The 16,321-nt window shown below is 61.8% G+C and carries 15 protein-coding genes; 9 read left to right on the top strand and 6 right to left on the bottom strand.

The annotated features are described in order from the left end of the window. Window positions 1-335: 335 nt before the first annotated feature. Entirely contained in the window at window positions 336-1,898 is a 1,563-nt protein-coding gene (locus tag HJ536_RS03915; protein ID WP_177156728.1) for a 2-isopropylmalate synthase, read from the top strand. Window positions 1,899-2,155: 257 nt separating this feature from the next. Here the strand turns inward: HJ536_RS03915 and HJ536_RS03910 are convergent, their stop codons facing one another. Then, window positions 2,156-2,941, bottom strand: a complete 786-nt coding sequence (locus HJ536_RS03910; protein WP_177156727.1) for a 23S rRNA (adenine(2030)-N(6))-methyltransferase RlmJ — start codon at window positions 2,939-2,941, stop codon at window positions 2,156-2,158. 158 nt (window positions 2,942-3,099) lie between these two features. On the opposite strand from HJ536_RS03910, the gene HJ536_RS03905 reads away from it, so the two are divergent. The 6 genes from HJ536_RS03905 to HJ536_RS03880 are packed head-to-tail and all read left to right on the top strand — an operon-like array spanning window position 3,100 to window position 9,672. After that, complete coding sequence (locus HJ536_RS03905; RefSeq protein WP_176852332.1) at window positions 3,100-4,146, top strand: rod shape-determining protein; 1,047 nt, start codon at window positions 3,100-3,102, stop codon at window positions 4,144-4,146. A gap of 37 nt (window positions 4,147-4,183) precedes the next feature. Next, the gene (mreC, locus tag HJ536_RS03900) at window positions 4,184-5,149 is read left to right on the top strand and encodes a rod shape-determining protein MreC (protein ID WP_176852333.1); all 966 of its coding nucleotides are present in this window, start codon (window positions 4,184-4,186) and stop codon (window positions 5,147-5,149) included. After that, complete coding sequence (locus HJ536_RS03895; RefSeq protein WP_176852334.1) at window positions 5,139-5,678, top strand: rod shape-determining protein MreD; 540 nt, start codon at window positions 5,139-5,141, stop codon at window positions 5,676-5,678. The genes mreC and HJ536_RS03895 overlap by 11 nt, the downstream gene beginning before the upstream one ends. Continuing rightward, window positions 5,675-7,600 (top strand): penicillin-binding protein 2, encoded by a 1,926-nt coding sequence (mrdA, locus tag HJ536_RS03890; protein WP_177156726.1) that lies wholly within the window; start codon window positions 5,675-5,677, stop codon window positions 7,598-7,600. Before HJ536_RS03895 ends, mrdA begins: the two co-directional genes overlap by 4 nt. Continuing rightward, complete coding sequence (gene rodA, locus HJ536_RS03885; RefSeq protein WP_176852336.1) at window positions 7,597-8,736, top strand: rod shape-determining protein RodA; 1,140 nt, start codon at window positions 7,597-7,599, stop codon at window positions 8,734-8,736. The genes mrdA and rodA overlap by 4 nt, the downstream gene beginning before the upstream one ends. A 6-nt stretch (window positions 8,737-8,742) precedes the next feature. Then, window positions 8,743-9,672 (top strand): 2-hydroxyacid dehydrogenase, encoded by a 930-nt coding sequence (locus HJ536_RS03880; protein WP_177156725.1) that lies wholly within the window; start codon window positions 8,743-8,745, stop codon window positions 9,670-9,672. A 65-nt stretch (window positions 9,673-9,737) separates the two neighbouring features. Here HJ536_RS03880 and HJ536_RS03875 read toward each other — a convergent pair whose 3' ends face one another. From HJ536_RS03875 to HJ536_RS03860, 4 genes are read right to left on the bottom strand one after another with little or no spacing between them, the layout of a single operon-like run. Beyond that, window positions 9,738-10,298, bottom strand: a complete 561-nt coding sequence (locus tag HJ536_RS03875; RefSeq protein WP_177156724.1) for a sulfotransferase family 2 domain-containing protein — start codon at window positions 10,296-10,298, stop codon at window positions 9,738-9,740. A gap of 8 nt (window positions 10,299-10,306) precedes the next feature. Beyond that, complete coding sequence (gene kdsA / locus HJ536_RS03870; protein WP_177156723.1) at window positions 10,307-11,125, bottom strand: 3-deoxy-8-phosphooctulonate synthase; 819 nt, start codon at window positions 11,123-11,125, stop codon at window positions 10,307-10,309. Next, window positions 11,122-11,922, bottom strand: a complete 801-nt coding sequence (locus tag HJ536_RS03865) for a 3-deoxy-manno-octulosonate cytidylyltransferase (protein ID WP_177156722.1) — start codon at window positions 11,920-11,922, stop codon at window positions 11,122-11,124. The genes kdsA and HJ536_RS03865 overlap by 4 nt, the downstream gene beginning before the upstream one ends. Beyond that, window positions 11,919-12,875 (bottom strand): KpsF/GutQ family sugar-phosphate isomerase, encoded by a 957-nt coding sequence (locus HJ536_RS03860; protein WP_177156721.1) that lies wholly within the window; start codon window positions 12,873-12,875, stop codon window positions 11,919-11,921. The genes HJ536_RS03865 and HJ536_RS03860 overlap by 4 nt, the downstream gene beginning before the upstream one ends. Window positions 12,876-13,091: 216 nt before the next feature. Here HJ536_RS03860 and HJ536_RS03855 point away from each other — a divergent pair, with 216 nt between their 5' ends. Beyond that, window positions 13,092-15,245: a YjbH domain-containing protein gene (locus HJ536_RS03855; RefSeq protein WP_177156720.1), complete on the top strand. Its 2,154-nt coding sequence runs from the start codon at window positions 13,092-13,094 to the stop codon at window positions 15,243-15,245. Further along, the gene (locus HJ536_RS03850) at window positions 15,242-15,910 is read left to right on the top strand and encodes a YjbF family lipoprotein (protein WP_177156719.1); all 669 of its coding nucleotides are present in this window, start codon (window positions 15,242-15,244) and stop codon (window positions 15,908-15,910) included. The genes HJ536_RS03855 and HJ536_RS03850 overlap by 4 nt, the downstream gene beginning before the upstream one ends. Window positions 15,911-15,987: 77 nt before the next feature. Here the strand turns inward: HJ536_RS03850 and HJ536_RS03845 are convergent, their stop codons facing one another. Next, window positions 15,988-16,257, bottom strand: coding sequence for a hypothetical protein (locus HJ536_RS03845; protein WP_177156718.1), 270 nt, complete (start codon window positions 16,255-16,257; stop codon window positions 15,988-15,990). Window positions 16,258-16,321 lie beyond the last annotated feature (64 nt).

Genomic DNA, 16,321 nt, shown 5'->3' with positions numbered 1-16,321 from the left:
TTCATGCTTCTTCTTTGCCGAAAATACTCAATGGCGCGCCCGATCCAACGGAGCCGCCGTTCAACAGACGCACCTAGTGCCCCAACACGCGCCATCAACATTTCCCGCTTTTCATCCGGTCGCTGGCATGTATAGATGCCGCCCATGATGACTTTGGGACATAACGCGTCTAACGCTCCTGCAGGCTGTGCTTCGGCACTGGCCCTGTCCCTACTTCTCCTAACTCGCCTCTGAGCGTGCCCAATGGGCGCGTCCGCTCAGAGGAGTCATCTATCGCGCCCCTGTTTCCCATTGAACAGCCCCCGGGCACCCCGGAGAATTGAAGCGAGATTCCTATGACCACTGCGACCAACCGCGTCAAAATTTTCGACACCACCCTTCGTGACGGCGAGCAAAGCCCCGGCGCGACCATGACCCACGACGAGAAGCTGGAGATTGCCGAGCTTCTGGATCAGATGGGCGTCGACATCATCGAGGCCGGTTTCCCGATCGCGTCCGAAGGCGACTTCCGCGCCGTTTCGGAAATCGCGCAGCGCAGCAAGAACGCCACCATCTGTGGCCTTGCCCGCGCGAACTTCAAAGACATCGACCGCTGCGCCGAGGCCGTGCGTCACGCCGCCAAGCCGCGCATCCACACCTTTATCGGCACCTCGCCGCTGCACCGCGCCATCCCCAACCTGACCATGGATGAGATGGCCGAGCGCATCCACGAGACTGTGACCCACGCCCGCAATCTGGTGGATGACGTGCAGTGGTCCCCCATGGACGCGACCCGCACCGAGTGGGACTATCTCTGCCGTGTGATCGAGATCGCCATCAAAGCCGGCGCGACCACCATCAACATCCCCGACACCGTGGGCTACACCGCCCCGCGTGAGAGCGCGGACCTGATCCGCCGCCTGATCGAAACCGTCCCCGGCGCCGATGACGTGATCTTTGCGACCCACTGCCACAACGACCTTGGCATGGCGACTGCGAACGCGCTGGCCGCTGTCGAAGGTGGCGCGCGTCAGATTGAATGCACCATCAACGGTCTGGGTGAACGCGCCGGTAACACCGCGCTCGAAGAAGTTGTAATGGCGCTGAAGGTCCGTCACGACATCATGCCGTTCACCACCGGCATCGACACCACCAAGATCATGAACATCTCGCGCCGTGTGGCGTCGGCCTCGGGCTTTAACGTCCAGTACAACAAGGCCATCGTCGGCAAGAACGCCTTTGCCCACGAGAGCGGCATCCACCAGGACGGTATGCTGAAAAACGCCGAAACGTTCGAGATCATGCGCCCCGCCGATGTGGGTCTGGCCGGCACCTCGCTGCCGCTGGGCAAACACTCGGGCCGCGCCGCGCTGCGCGCCAAGCTGAACGACCTTGGCTACGACGTTGCCGACAACGAGCTGATGGACATCTTCGTCCGCTTCAAAGAGCTCGCTGACCGCAAGAAAGAGGTCTACGACGACGATATCGTCGCGCTGGCCCAATCGGGTGCCGCACCCGAGAGCAACCGCCTGAGCGTCAAGTTCCTGCGCGTGATCTGCGGCACCGAAGCGCCCCAGTCTGCCGACCTGATCCTGACCGTTGACGGCAAAGACATCCAGCACACCGCAAAAGGCGACGGCCCCGTGGACGCGACCTTTAACGCGGTCAAGGCGATCTTCCCGCACGGCGCCCGTCTGCAGCTGTACCAAGTGCACGCAGTCACCGAAGGTACCGACGCACAGGCCACCGTGACCGTCCGCCTCGAAGAGGACGGCCGCGTTGTGACCGGTCAGGCTGCGGATACCGACACCGTGGTTGCCTCGGCCAAGGCCTATGTCAGCGCGGTGAACCGCCTGCTGGTCCGCCGCGAGAAATCGGGCAAGGACACCAAGGAAGTGAGCTACAAAGACACCATCTGATCCGGGTCTTTTAGCGTGAGAATTGGGGGCTAGCCGTTTGGCTGGCCCTTTTTCTTTTGATGGCTGGCGGGATGTGAGGCTGGCGTTGCGACGTGGGTATTTTTGCCAAGATGAAGATCAGGGCCGCGCGCTAGAACGCCATGCAGAGGGCCGCCAGATGCGGTGCCGACTTGGGGAGTGGCAGGTATTTTGTGGGGATGTTGCCGCTGCTGAGTGGGCCCGAACGATCGAGCGGTTTCGCCAGCGCAATTGCCGCTCTAGCGTTTCGGGAACAGCCTATCGATCTGCTTGATCGCGTCGGTGGTACCCCACGGGGCGTTCACGACATACATGCCCGAGCCGATCATCCGGTGCCCTTCGCGCACGGGGGGGAAGTGGACCTCGTGGATCAGGGCGTCGGGCAGGTTCTGGGACTTTAGCGCAGTCAGCATGGGTTTGTGAGCGCCCGAGGTCAGGATCGGGTACCACAGGGCGATGATGCCCACGTTCCACTTGCGGTGCAGGTTCGCTATTTCGCGTGGGATGCGGGCGTAGTCCTCTTTGACCTCGTAGCTCGGGTCGATCAGGCACAGGCCGCGGCGCGGGGTCGGGGGGCACATGGCTTGGGCCAGTTCGAACCCGTCTTGTTTGTAGACCTTGGCGCCGGTGCCGCGCATGGCGGTGCGCAAGGCATCATGCTCGCGCGGGTGCAGTTCGGCCAGGTGAATGCTGTCCATAGGGCGCAGCAGATGCGCCGCGATCATCGGCGATCCGGGATAGGCTGTCGGGCCATGCTCTGCGCGGATGGCCGACACTGCCTGCGCATAGGGGTGGTCTGCGGGGATGGCCGCGCGGGACAGGGCGGCGGTGATGCCTGCCTCGGCCTCGCCGGTTTTGACCGCCTCGGGGGCGTCCAGCATATAGAGGCCCCGCCCCGAGTGAGTCTCGAGATACGAGAGGGGTTTGTCCTTTTGGGTCAGGTACGACAGGACCGCCGCAAGAAGCATATGCTTTTGCAGATCTGCGGCATTTCCGGCGTGGTAGATGTGTTGATAGGACAGCATAGCGCCTCTTACCCGTGCAGGGAGGACATTGGAAAGGCGGAATGGTGCTGATTTGACTATTCTGGCCCCTTTTCCGCAGCGAATTGCGACCCTATAAGGGCATCGCCTGCCCCATGCGGAGTCGCGGGCATCTAATTTATTAATGTGAGGCCTCCACTATGGCGTTCCTTGGAAGTTTGCAGGGCGTATTTTCATCTGACATGGCGATCGACCTTGGGACCGCCAACACCTTGGTCTACGTCAAAGGCCGCGGTATCATCCTGTCGGAGCCCTCTGTGGTGGCCTATCACGTCAAAGACGGCACCAAAAAAGTGCTGGCCGTTGGCGAAGATGCAAAGCTGATGCTGGGTCGTACCCCCGGCAGCATCGAGGCCATCCGCCCGATGCGCGAAGGTGTCATCGCGGACTTTGACGTTGCCGAAGAGATGATCAAGCACTTCATCCGCAAGGTGCACAAGCGCTCGACCTTCTCGAAGCCGAAGATCATCGTTTGCGTACCCCACGGCGCAACCCCCGTTGAAAAGCGCGCGATCCGTCAGTCTGTTCTGTCAGCAGGTGCCCGCCGCGCCGGTCTGATCGCAGAGCCGATCGCGGCCGCGATCGGTGCAGGCATGCCCATCACTGACCCCACCGGCAACATGGTTGTCGACATCGGCGGTGGTACCACCGAGGTGGCGGTTCTGTCGCTGGGTGACATCGTTTACGCACGTTCGGTCCGCGTTGGTGGTGACCGTATGGACGAGGCGATCATTAACTACCTGCGCCGCCAGCATAACCTCTTGATCGGTGAAGCCACCGCAGAGCGCATCAAGACCAGCATCGGTACAGCACGTATGCCCGACGATGGCCGCGGCGCATGTATGCTGATTCGTGGCCGCGACTTGCTGAACGGTGTGCCCAAAGAGATCGAGATCAGCCAAGGCCAAGTTGCCGAAGCCCTGAGCGAACCCGTTCAGTCGATCTGCGAAGCCGTGATGACCGCTCTCGAAGCGACCCCGCCGGATCTGGCGGCGGACATCGTGGACCGCGGCGTGATGCTGACCGGTGGCGGCGCGCTGCTGGGTGAACTGGATCTGGCCCTGCGCGAAGCAACCGGTCTGGCGATCAGCGTTGCGGATGACAGCCTGAACTGTGTTGCCTTGGGCACCGGCAAGGCGCTGGAATACGAAAAGCAGCTGCGTCACGTCATCGACTACGACAGCTGATATGAGCCGTCTCGGCGGCCGCGTGCTGGAGTAAACTTTGGCAAAGCACGGCAATAACGGCGAAGATTATTACGCACCGCTACGCAGGCTCGGCTTGGCGGTGCTTATACTTTTGCTGTCTGCGATTTTTCTGGTTTGGCGGATCGACTCGCCCCGTGTGGAGCGTTTCCGCATGGCGGTGATTGACCGCGTTGTGCCGAGCATGGATTGGGCGATGGCCCCTGTGACCGCGACGGTGGAACTGTTCCGCGATCTGCAAAGCTATCGACGGCTGACCGAACAGAACACCGAACTGCGCCGCGAACTGCAGCAGATGAAGGCGTGGAAAGAAGCCGCCCTTCAGCTGGAGCAGGAAAACGCCCGCCTTCTGGACCTGAACAACATGCGTCTGGACCCCGCGCTGACCAAAATCTCGGGCGAGGTGTTGGCGGACAGCGGGTCTCCTTTCCGTCAGTCGGTGCTGCTGAATGTCGGCACCCGTGACGGGATCGTGGACGGTTGGGCGACGATGGACGGGATCGGCCTTGTGGGGCGGATCGCTGGCGTGGGCGAACGCACCAGCCGCGTGATCCTGCTGACCGACACCAACAGCCGCGTTCCGGTCAGTGTGCAGCCTTCGGGCCAGCGCGCGATGATCGTGGGCGACAACAGCCCCGCTCCGCCGCTCGAGTTTATCGAGAACCCCGATCTGGTACGCCCCGGTGACCGCGTTGTGTCCTCGGGCGATGGGGGGGTGTTTCCGGCAGGGTTGCTGGTGGGTCAGGTGGCCCAAGACCGGAACGGGCGTTTGCGCGTGCGTCTGGCCGCCGACTATGAGCGACTGAAGTTCCTCAAGGTTCTGCGCAGCCAACCGGCCGAGGATATCGGCAGCCACGGTGGTCTTGTCGCCCCCCTGAGCGCCGACGACACTTTCCCCGACGCGGTTGATCTGGGTGTCCCCGTGGACGCGCTGGACACCGGCGTCCTTCAGCCCGAGCCCGAGGCGACCGGCAATGGCGGATAGCGAATTTCCGGGCCGCTGGGTTCTGACCCTTGGGTATCTGGTGATCGCGGCAGCGCTGACCTTTTGCCGCCTGCTGCCGCTGGATTCGCTGCCCACCGCATGGGCCGGACCGGACCTGTTGATCTGCGTGACCATGGCGTGGATGCTGCGCCGCCCCGATTCGGTGCCGATGGTGCTGATCGCGATGGTGGCGCTGATGGGCGACCTGCTGTTCCAGCGCCCGCCCGGTTTGTGGGCTGCCATCACCGTGGGCCTCAGCGATTTTCTGCGCAGACGCGAGGAAGGATTGCGTGATGCGCCCTTCCCGCTCGAGTGGGGCGTGGTCGGTCTGGCATTTGTGATGTCCAAGCTGTTGTACCGGATCGTACAGACATTATTTGTGGTGCCCAACGAACCTCTGGGGCTAACCTTGACCCAGATCGTTGTCACAATCGCAGCCTACCCGCTGGTGGTTCTGGCGCTGAACACCCTGTTCGGCCTGCGCAGAGCCGCCCCCGGCGAGGTCGATTCCTTGGGACACAAACGATGAGACGCAGTGAACGGGACACCACGACCAGCCACCGGCGCATTACGCGGCGCGGGTTGATTGTGGGCGGCATGCAGATGGGCTTTGTCGCGCTGCTGGCCGCGCGGATGCGGCACATGCAGGTCAATCAGGCCGAAGAATTCCGTCTGCTGGCCGAAGAGAACCGGATCAAGGTCCGTCTGCTGCCCCCTGCCCGTGGCCTGATTATGGACCGCGAAGGCACCCCGATCGCGACCAACGAACCCAGCTACCGGATCGTCATCGTCCCCGAGGATGCGGGCAATGTCGAAGAGGTTCTGGATCGTCTGTCCAAGATCATCCATCTGGAATCCGACGATCTGAACCGCGCCCGCACCGAGATGGAGCGGATGCGCACCGCCCCCTTCTTGCCCGTGACCATCGCCGACCGCGTCAGTTGGGAAGAGATTTCCAAGGTCGCCGTCAACGCCCCCGCCCTGCCCGGCATCACGCCCGAGGTCGGCTTGTCCCGCAAATACCCCTTGGCCGGGGATTTTGCGCATGTGGTGGGCTATGTGGGCCCCGTGTCCGACTATGACCTGTCCAAGATCGAAGAGCCTGACCAGCTGCTGCGCATCCCCCGCTTCCAGATCGGCAAGATCGGGGTCGAGGCCAAGCTTGAGGACATGCTGCGCGGCTCTGCCGGCACCAAGCAAGAAGAGGTCAACGCCGCTGGCCGCGTCATGCGCGAACTGGAACGCCGCGAAGGGATCGCGGGCGCAAACGTCCAGCTGACCATCGACCACAAGCTGCAAAGTTACATCCAGGCCCGTCTTGGCCACGAATCCGCCAGCGCCGTGGTGCTGGATTGCGATACCGGCGACATTCTGGGCATCGGCTCGGCCCCCAGTTTCGACCCCAACCTGTTTGTGCGCGGGATTTCGGTGTCGGACTACTCGATCCTGCGGGACAACGACCACCGGCCGTTGGCGTCGAAAACGGTGCAGGATGCCTATCCGCCCGGCTCGACCTTCAAAATGGTGACGGCGCTGGCGGGTCTGGACGCGGGCGTGATCACCTCGAACGACACTGCCTATTGCCCCGGCCATTTCGAGGTCGGCGGGCGCCGCTTTCACTGCTGGAAGCGTTCGGGTCACGGATCGATGGACCTGATTTCGTCACTGCGGCACAGCTGTGACGTCTATTATTATGACCTCGCGCTGAAGGTCGGCATCGAGAAGATCGCCGAAACCGCCCGCAAGCTGGGTCTGGGGGAACGGTTCGACATCCCGATGTCCGCCGTGGCCGCTGGCCTGACCCCCGACAAACAATGGAAGCTTGAGGCCCGCGGAGAGGATTGGCTGATCGGTGACACGGTGAACGCCAGCATCGGTCAGGGCTATGTCCTGAGCACCCCGTTGCAACTGGCGGTCATGTCGGCCCGCATCGCCACGGGGCGCAGCGTCACCCCCCGCCTGATCAAGTCGATCGACGGCAAGCCCACCCCCGAACAGGGCGGCGAGAGCCTTGGCATCAACGAGGATTACCTGCGTCAGGTCCGTCGCGGCATGTTCGCCGTGGTCAACAACCGTCGCGGCACCGCCTATAAATCGCGGATCGAGGACGAGACCAAGCGCATGGCAGGCAAGACCGGCACCGCGCAGGTCAGCAACCGCGTTGTCCGCAACGACGAAGTGCCGTGGCGCGAACGCGACCACGCGCTGTTTGTCTGCTTTGCCCCCTATGAGCGTCCCAAAGTGGCCGTCGCGGTTGTGGTGGAACATGGCGGCGGTGGCTCGGCTACGGCGGCCCCGATTGCCCGTGACATCGCGCTCGAGGCCCTGTTTGGCGGCCCGCCCCCGCCCGAGGCTTACCCCTCGGCTGATCGGGACAAGATCATGGAAGAGCGCAAGAAAATCGAAGAACTGATGCAGGCCAAGACTGCCGAAGGCAACATACGCGCATGAGCTATCTCGAGTATAACGTCAAATATGTGCCCACGGGCGCGCGCAAGATCCTCTATCTGAACTGGCCGTTGATCCTGCTGATCACGGCGGCTGCCAGTGCAGGATTTTTGATGCTGTACTCGGTGACCGGTGGTTCGCTGCGGCCGTTTGCCTGGGCCCAGATGATCCGCTTTGGCATGGGGATGTTCGCCATGCTGGTGATCGCGATGGTCCCGATCTGGTTCTGGCGCAACATCTCGGCGGTGGCGTACGGGCTGTCGGTTCTGCTGCTGCTGGTGGTGGAGCTGTTCGGGGTGGTCGGCATGGGCGCGCAGCGCTGGATCGACATAGGGTTCATGCGCCTGCAACCATCCGAGCTGACCAAGATCACCGTGGTGATGCTGCTGGCCGCCTATTACGACTGGCTGCCGGTGAACAAAACCTCTCGACCGCTGTGGGTGTTCATCCCCGTAATGCTGATCATGATTCCCGTGGCATTGGTCCTGAAGCAGCCCGACCTCGGGACGGCGCTGCTGCTGATGATCGGCGGCGGGGCAGTGATGTTCATGGCCGGTGTGCACTGGGCCTATTTCGGGGTGGTGATTACTGCGGGCGTCGGCATGGTGGCCGCCGTGTTCCAAAGCCGCGGCACCGCGTGGCAGTTGATCAAGGACTACCAGTTCCGCCGGATCGACACCTTCTTGAACCCTGAAAGCGACCCTTTGGGCGCGGGCTATCACATCACCCAGTCCAAAATCGCGCTGGGGTCCGGTGGCTGGACGGGCAAAGGGTATATGCAGGGCACCCAGACCCGCCTGAACTTTCTGCCCGAAAAACACACCGACTTTATCTTTACTACGCTGGCCGAAGAGTTCGGGTTCATCGGCGGAATTTCCCTGCTGACGATCTATGCCTTGATCATCGCCTTCTGCATCGCGACCGCGCTGAGTAACCGCGACCGGTTCTCGTCCTTGCTGACGCTGGGGATCGCGATGACGTTCTTTCTGTTCTTTGCGGTGAACATGTCGATGGTGATGGGGTTGGCTCCCGTTGTGGGTGTGCCCTTGCCGCTGGTCAGTTACGGCGGATCGGCGATGTTGGTGTTGCTGGTCGCCTTTGGTCTGGTCCAGAGTGCCCACGTCCACAAACAGAGGTAAGTCCCGATGATCAACGTCCTGCTCGCTGCGCCGCCCGCCTATTGGGATGAATACGAGGCGCCGCTGGGTCGGGCTTTGGCCGCTGCGGGACTGGACGCAGATCTGTCCATGGATCACGCGCCCGAGGATGTGGATTACATCGTTTACGCCCCCCACAAGGCATTGCAGGATTTCTCGCCTTTTAAGCGGTGCAAGGCGGTTCTGAGTCTGTGGGCGGGTGTGGAAAAGATTGTGGGGAATCAGTCGTTGACGATGTCGCTGGCCCGCATGGTGGACCCCGGATTGAAGAAGGGTATGGTCGAGTTCGTGACCGGCCATGTGCTGCGATATCACTTGGGGATGGATCAGCACATTCTGGTTCAGGACGGCGTGTGGCGTCACAGCCCGCCGCCTTTGGCACAGGATCGCAAGGTGACGGTGCTGGGTCTGGGGGAATTGGGCCGGACCTGCGCCGAGATGCTGGTGCGGTTCGGATTTCAGGTCCGCGGTTGGTCGCGCAGTCAGCGTCAGGTTGCAGGTGTGTCGTGTTTTTCCAGCGCGGACGGGCTGCTAGAGGCGTTGCGCGGCGCCGAAATTGTGGTCCTGCTGCTGCCCGACACGCCAGATACCGAGAACGTTCTGGATGCGGAGGCTTTGGGCGTTCTGGCGCACGGCGCCAAGTTGATTAACCCTGGCCGTGGTCCGTTGATTGATGACGACGCTCTGCTGGCGGCGTTGGATAGCGGCCAAGTTGGCCATGCAACGCTGGATGTGTTTCGGGTCGAGCCTTTGCCCGCCGAGCATCCCTTTTGGGCGCATCCGAACGTGACTGTGACGCCGCACATCGCGTCCGAAACGCGGGCGGATACCGCGTCCGAAGTGATTGCCGAGAACATCCGGCGAGCCGAAGCCGGGGAGCCCTTGTTGTTCGTGGTGGATCGGGCGGCTGGGTACTAAGGGGGCGCTGCCCCCTCTTGGCCGTTGGCCAATTCACCCCCGGAGTATTTTTACCAAGATGAAGATCAGGGCGCGGGGTAGCCGAGTTCGGCGAAGTCCCGAGCGTAGAAGGCGCAGAGTTGGTCGAGAAGCGGGCCGGTGATGTGGTCCTGCCAGAGGCCGTGTTCGCTGCGGTTGGCGTGGGGGATTTTCTTGTATTTCAGGCCGGTTTTTACAGCGAGACGAGCGATTTCGTTGTCGAAATCCTCGAACCGGTAGAGATCGTCGGCGGAGTTCAGGCAGTAGAACCGGTGGGTCTGCTGGATGGTGTGGTGGCGGATAATCTCGGCCTTGGAACTGCGGGTGCCGGTGTGGTCGATCGTGGTATTCAGGGTGATTTCGGCGAAATCTTCGATCGTACCATCAAACCCGCGCTGCTGGCTGAAATAGGAGTAGGCCGAGACGAAGCGGTCCAGCGGGTGGCGCACGAAGGCAAAGGTGTAGAGACCCTGCCATTCGGGGCGCGTTTCCCCAAAGGCACGGCCGGAAAAGCGGCCTTGCCACAGGTGCCGGCGGATGGTGGTTCCGCCGGTCTTGTGGATGTGGATCATGACGCAATCCGGGTCGTGCAGCCGGAAGTTGGCCATGCGCCGGATCAGCCTTTGGTCAGGGCGTCATAGGCCTTGAGGCGTTTCAGGAGGGCTGTCATTTCGTTCAGCGGGACCATGTTGGGGCCGTCCGAGGGGGCGTTGTCCGGGTCCTGATGGGTTTCGATAAAGACCGCAGCGGTGCCGACAGCCAGAGCCGCGCGCGCCAGAGGCTCGACGAACTCGCGCTGACCGCCGGTCGAGGTGCCCTTGGAGCCCGGCATCTGGACCGAATGGGTTGCGTCGAACACGGTCGGGTATCCGGTTTCAGCCATGATCGGCAGGGCGCGCATGTCGGACACCAGCTGGCCATAGCCGAACGTGGTGCCGCGCTCGCAGAGCATGATGTTCTCGTTGCCGGTGCTTTCGATCTTTTTCACCGCATTGCCCATGTCCCAAGGGGCAAGGAATTGGCCCTTTTTCACGTTCAGGGCTTTGCCGGTTTCGCCAGCGGCCAGCAGCAGGTCGGTCTGGCGGCACAGAAAGGCAGGGATTTGCAGGATGTCGCAGACCTCGGCCGCTTTGGCGCAGTGCCACGGTTCGTGGACGTCGGTGATGGTGGGGACGCCGAATTCTTCGGAGATGGTGTTCAGAACCTCGAGGCCCTTTTCCATGCCAAGGCCGCGTTCACCGGACAGGGAGCTGCGGTTGGCTTTGTCATAGCTGGCCTTGAAGACCCACTGGATGCCCGAGGCGGCGCAGGCTTCGGCGATGCCGTTTGCCATCATGCGCGCGTGGTCTAGGCTTTCCAGTTGGCAGGGGCCGGCGATCAGGACGAAGGGCAGGTTCTGTGCGATCTTGATGTCGCGGACGGTGACGGTTTTCATTCGGTGCCTTCCTTTTTCAGCACAGATTCAATGCGTTCCACATCGACGGGGTTGTTCAGTTCCCAGAACACGCGGCCACGGCCTTCGACCTGCACGCAGGCGACGGATTGACCGTTTTCGAGGAAGCGCAGCTGTTCCAGTCCTTCGAGCTTTTCCAGCGTGCCTTCGGGCCACGACATATAGGATTTCAGCGCGGCCGGACGGTAGGCGTAGACGCCCACATGGTGGAACACGGGGGTGTTGTCGCCGGTTGCGGGCTCGTCCCCAGTGTAGGGCACGACCTCTTTGGAGAAGTAGAGCGCGTGGCCGAGGGTGTTGAACACGGCGGTGGTGCCGCCCACGCGGCGGGCGCGGCGGTCTTCGCGGAAGTTATTCAGGGTCTCGGCGTCGCAGCGCAGGACGGGGGTGGCGACGGGCAGTTCGGGGTCGGCCTTCATCGCGTCGATCAGGGCGGTCAGGAACCAGACGGGGGTCAGGGGCGCGTCACCCTGCAGGTTGACCACCAGATCGGTGTCTTCGGGCAGTTGGGCGACCGCTTCGGCGCAGCGCTCGGTGCCGTTTTTCGCGAATCCCGAGGTCATCAGGACATCCGCGCCAAACGCTTTAGCGGCGTTGGCGATACGGTCGTCATCGGTGCAAACATAGACCGCATCGACGCCGGGTGTCGCCTTGGCCACCTCCCACGAGCGTTGAATCAGGGACTTTGCCACGCCGGTCGCGCCATGCAGCAGCACCAGCGGTTTTCCCGGATAGCGGGTCGAGGCGTAACGGGCGGGGATCAGGATAACAGTGCTCATGCAACACCTGCGCGCAGACAGTCGTGGATATGGATAATGCCCTGCAAAACGCCCTCTTCCGAGGTAACGCAGAGGGTCGTGATTTTCTTGTCGTTCATGATCCCCAGCGCCTCTGACGCGAGGGCGGTCTCGCGGATCGTGCGGGGGCCACGGGTGGCGACCTGACCGGCGGTTTTTTCCATCAACCCGTTCAGATTGCGGCGCAAGTCGCCGTCGGTGATGATGCCGTTCAGCTTGCCGTTCTCGGTCAACGCGACGATGCCAAGGCCCTTGGCCGACATCTGGACCAGCGCGTCGCCCATGGTGGTGTCTTCGTCCACCAGAGGCAGCTCGTCCCCTTTGTGCATCAGGGCAGCGACGGGCAGAAGCTGCGCGCCAAGGCTCCCACCGGGGTGGAACGCCAGAAAATTCTCTTTCTCGAAACCACGGATGCGCATCAGGGCGACCGCGACCGCATCCCCGAGCGCCATCGTCAGCGTGGTCGAGGTGGTCGGCGCCATGCCGATTGCACAGGCTTCGGGGGCATTGGGCAGTTGCAGAAGGTAGTCCGACTGCTGCGCCAAGGTGCTGTCCGCGTTCTTGGTGATCGCGACCATCTTGATCCCGAAGCGGCGGGTATGGGCGATGATGTCGGCCAGTTCCTTGGTCTCGCCCGAGTTCGAGATCAGGATCACCACGTCGTTCTTGGTGATCATACCCAGATCGCCGTGGCTGGCCTCTCCGGGGTGAACGAACTGCGCGGGGGTGCCGGTACTGGCAAAGGTTGCTGCCATTTTCGCGCCCACATGGCCGGATTTACCCATGCCGGACACGATCACGCGGCCGGTGATCCCTTGGATCAGGCGCACAACAGCGGGGATTTGGGCAGGAGGCGCATCCGCCATCAGAGAGAGCGCATGTAACTCTGCTTTCAGGACATCCTGCGCGTATTGCGAGATCTCGTTCTCTGTCATTTTGCCTGTCTATCCCGATATCGTCTGAGGCCAACCCGATAACAGTTATTCACAGCCAGCAAAATGCTTTTCCCGCATCAGGGGCGCTTCGCGAGGGGGCCGTCAGGAAACTTCGGTTGGACGGCGCGCGCAACTCGCGCTAGGGTCGCGACGCTGCGGCGGTACCGGATCGGGACGCCAAAGACAGGTCTGAACGGTGATAGGCGGTCCAAGTTGGTGAACATTTCAAAGCGGAAAAGCGGTCGGCCCCTGCGCCAGCATCTGATGGGCACCATTGCCACGGTCGGATGCCTGATCGGTGCAAGCGCCCATGCGGGCGACGGGTCATCGGAAACCAACTATACCATCTGGGGGACGCCGGGCCTGATTACCCTGCCCGATGCCTATGCCGCACCGGACGCCGAGGCGGCCTCGACCTTTACCTACATGGACGGAACGGCCACTGCGGCGCTGACCTTCCAGTTCACCGACCGTATCAGCGCCACCTTCCGCTTTGCCGGTGTGAACGGGGACATTAACCCCTATCAGGGGCAGGACACCTATTTCGACCGCAGCTTTGACGTGCGTTACCGCATACTGGACGAAGGCCGCTATCTGCCGTCCGTCGCGATCGGTCTGCAGGACTTTGCGGGGACGGGTCTGTATTCCGGCGAATACGTGGTCGCCTCGAAAACCATCAGCCCCGGATTTTCGCTGACCGGCGGGATCGGTTTCGGCCGTTTAGGCAGCTATAATCCCGTGACCACCATCGGGGACCGCCCGTCACGCTTGATTTCCGAGTTGGGGCGTCGGGCCTACCAGTTCTCGGGGACGGGGGGCAACTTTAACTTCAGCAACTATTTCCGCGGGGATGTTGCACCCTTTGCGGGCATGAATTGGGCGATCAATGACAAGTGGCGTCTGGTTGCCGAATATTCCAGCGATGCCTTCGACGCCGAAGAGGATGCCGGTTTCTTCAAGAACCGCACGCCGATCAACCTGTCCTTGGGCTATGACCTTGGCCGTGACAGCCAGATCAGCGCCTATTTCCTGAACGGGGACAAGTTCGGGGTTCAGGCGACCTTTACGATCAACCCCAAACATCCCGGCATGAACACCGGTATCGAAGAGGCCCCCCTGCCGATCCGTAAACGCGCCCCCGGCGAGGCTGACCTACTGGGCTGGACCGAGACCGAAGGCGTTGAAAAGACCATCCGCAAGAACATCCAGAACGGTCTGGACTACGACGATCTGCAGATGGCGGGGCTCGAGGTTTCGGCGCACGAAGCCACCTTGCTTCTGAAGAACGCGCGCTTTGACTACGAACCGCAAGCGATTGGCCGCGCCGCACGGGCGATGGCGAACCAGCTGCCCTACTCGATCGAGACGTTCCACATCATTCCCGTGGTGAACGGCATCGCGACCTCTCGGATCACGTTCAAGCGCACCGATCTGGAGAACCTGCAGTTCAACACCAGCAAAGCCATTCACGACCAGATGGTGCTGTCGGATGCGGCTGGCCACGTGCCGCCGTTCGACAAAGACCAGTTCCCTGATTTCTCGTGGGGGTTCTCGCCCTACATGCAGCCGGGATACTTTGACGTGCATCGTCCGTTCCGTGCGGACTTTGGCCTGCGCCTGCGCAGCGCCTTGCAGCTGAACAAGAACTTCAAGATCGCCGGATCTGCAACCTACCGCCTTGTGGGGGATCTGCGCGAATCCGGACCCGATTGGGGCGGCGTCGTGCCCCCTGTCCGGACACTGGGGCCGCTGTTCTTTGACGATCCGTTCGGGATTGAGTCGCTGGGTCTCTATTATCTGGGGCACCCGCTGAAGAACATCTATGTCCGCGCGGGCGTCGGCTATCTGGAAAACATGTACGGCGGCGTTTCCGGCGAAGTTCTGTGGAAGCCCGTGAACAGCCCGCTCGCCTTGGGTGTCGAGGTGGCGCACGTGAAGCAGCGCGACTTCGACCGCCTGTTCGGCTTCCGCGATTACGAGGCCACGACAGGCCACGTCTCGGCCTATTATGACTTTGGCAACGGGTACTTTGCCGAGCTGGACGTGGGCCAGTATCTGGCCGAGGACCGCGGCGCGACACTGCTGTTGCAGCGCACCTTTGACAACGGTTGGGTGATCGGCGGCTTTGCCACCAAAACAAACATCTCGGCCGAGGATTTCGGCGAAGGCAGCTTCGACAAAGGGATCATGTTCACCATGCCTCTGGGCTTTGCGAGCGGAAAACCCTCTCGCACCAGCTTCTCCGAAGTGATCCGCCCGCTGCAGCGTAACGGTGGTGCAAAGCTCGGGGTGCGGGATCGCCTCTACGGACAGGTGCAGGAATATCACCGCACCTCGCTCGATAACGAATACGGAAGGTTCTGGCGATGAAACGGCCTGTGCGTGTTACACTTTTCGCCATGCTCGGGCTTGGCGTTCTGGCGGCCTGCGGCACCAATAGACGGCAAGAAGACCGCGCAGAGATTGTCGCCAGCGTCTTCAACTCACTGAAAAACAAGATCACCGGCCAAGGCGAGGCTGCCGCACAAGGGCTCACCCCGGAGCAAGTCAGAGAGATCGCACCCGCGCTGATCGAACAAGTCTCGGGCCCCGTTCTGCTATTCAGCCAGCAACGCCAAGGGACACTGGATATTCTGGCCCTGAACGGAGAGGTCGGCCCCTATCGCGTCTTCGCCTCCAGCAGCGGAGCGACGATTACCCTCGAAGGGGGCGTGCTGGCCGAAACCCGCCGCTTGGGCAATGATCTAATGTCATCAGAGAATGGCCCGCTGCCGCAAATGCTCGCGAACCGCCAAGAGGGGGATTATCAGCGGGTGATGCGCACTCTGGACGGCGAGGGGCACGAGGTTGCCACGACCTTTGACTGTCGCCTCGGCTTTAGCGGTCCCGACCGGATGAAGGAAAACTGCACCACGCCCGGCGACGCGTTCCGGAATATCTATGAATTTGTCGAAGGGACCGATCGCCTTGCCAAATCCGACCAATGGCTGAACGAGGCGAACGGCTACATCTCGATCGAGTATCTGCGCTACTAGCGCGAACCAGACCCCAGAAATAAAGAAAAGCGCGGCAAAACCGCCGCGCTTCATGGCTCTAGGCCACTTTGACCAGATTAGTTGGTGGTCGAAGTGGTGGTCGAGTTCGAACCGTTGTCGTTTTCTTTGTCCAGCGATGCCAGGTAGTTGCGCAGAGCAAGACCGGTCAGAACAACGCCAGCGACGGTTGCTGCGATGATCGCGCCGTTTGCTGCGAAAACAACGTTGGTCATGCCTGCCTGAGCACCACCAACACCCGAAGCGCCAGCCTCAGTCTGCGCCAGAACTGCGGTCGAGGTCGATGCAGCCAGTGCGAATGCAGCAGTCAGAGTGATAAACTTTTTCATATTGCTATCTCCAAAGCGTGAATTCCCGTTCACATCACACGCAAACAGGCCCAGACTTAGCCAT

It is taken from the genome of Donghicola mangrovi, from assembly GCF_013377535.1.
Classification (GTDB): Bacteria; Pseudomonadota; Alphaproteobacteria; order Rhodobacterales; family Rhodobacteraceae; genus Donghicola; species Donghicola mangrovi.
Note: the sequence above shows the minus strand (reverse complement) of the source record. Positions and strands in the feature narration are given on the sequence as shown.

What these genes read in the sequence shown, in the direction of transcription:
- HJ536_RS03915 (WP_177156728.1), top strand. Translation starts at nt 336, where the DNA reads ATGACCACTGCGACCAACCGCGTCAAAATTTTCGACACCACCCTTCGT.
- HJ536_RS03910 (WP_177156727.1), bottom strand. Translation starts at nt 2,941, where the DNA reads ATGCTGTCCTATCAACACATCTACCACGCCGGAAATGCCGCAGATCTG.
- HJ536_RS03905 (WP_176852332.1), top strand. Translation starts at nt 3,100, where the DNA reads ATGGCGTTCCTTGGAAGTTTGCAGGGCGTATTTTCATCTGACATGGCG.
- HJ536_RS03895 (WP_176852334.1), top strand. Translation starts at nt 5,139, where the DNA reads ATGGCGGATAGCGAATTTCCGGGCCGCTGGGTTCTGACCCTTGGGTAT.
- mrdA (WP_177156726.1), top strand. Translation starts at nt 5,675, where the DNA reads ATGAGACGCAGTGAACGGGACACCACGACCAGCCACCGGCGCATTACG.
- rodA (WP_176852336.1), top strand. Translation starts at nt 7,597, where the DNA reads ATGAGCTATCTCGAGTATAACGTCAAATATGTGCCCACGGGCGCGCGC.
- HJ536_RS03880 (WP_177156725.1), top strand. Translation starts at nt 8,743, where the DNA reads ATGATCAACGTCCTGCTCGCTGCGCCGCCCGCCTATTGGGATGAATAC.
- HJ536_RS03875 (WP_177156724.1), bottom strand. Translation starts at nt 10,298, where the DNA reads ATGGCCAACTTCCGGCTGCACGACCCGGATTGCGTCATGATCCACATC.
- kdsA (WP_177156723.1), bottom strand. Translation starts at nt 11,125, where the DNA reads ATGAAAACCGTCACCGTCCGCGACATCAAGATCGCACAGAACCTGCCC.
- HJ536_RS03865 (WP_177156722.1), bottom strand. Translation starts at nt 11,922, where the DNA reads ATGAGCACTGTTATCCTGATCCCCGCCCGTTACGCCTCGACCCGCTAT.
- HJ536_RS03860 (WP_177156721.1), bottom strand. Translation starts at nt 12,875, where the DNA reads ATGACAGAGAACGAGATCTCGCAATACGCGCAGGATGTCCTGAAAGCA.
- HJ536_RS03850 (WP_177156719.1), top strand. Translation starts at nt 15,242, where the DNA reads ATGAAACGGCCTGTGCGTGTTACACTTTTCGCCATGCTCGGGCTTGGC.
- HJ536_RS03845 (WP_177156718.1), bottom strand. Translation starts at nt 16,257, where the DNA reads ATGAAAAAGTTTATCACTCTGACTGCTGCATTCGCACTGGCTGCATCG.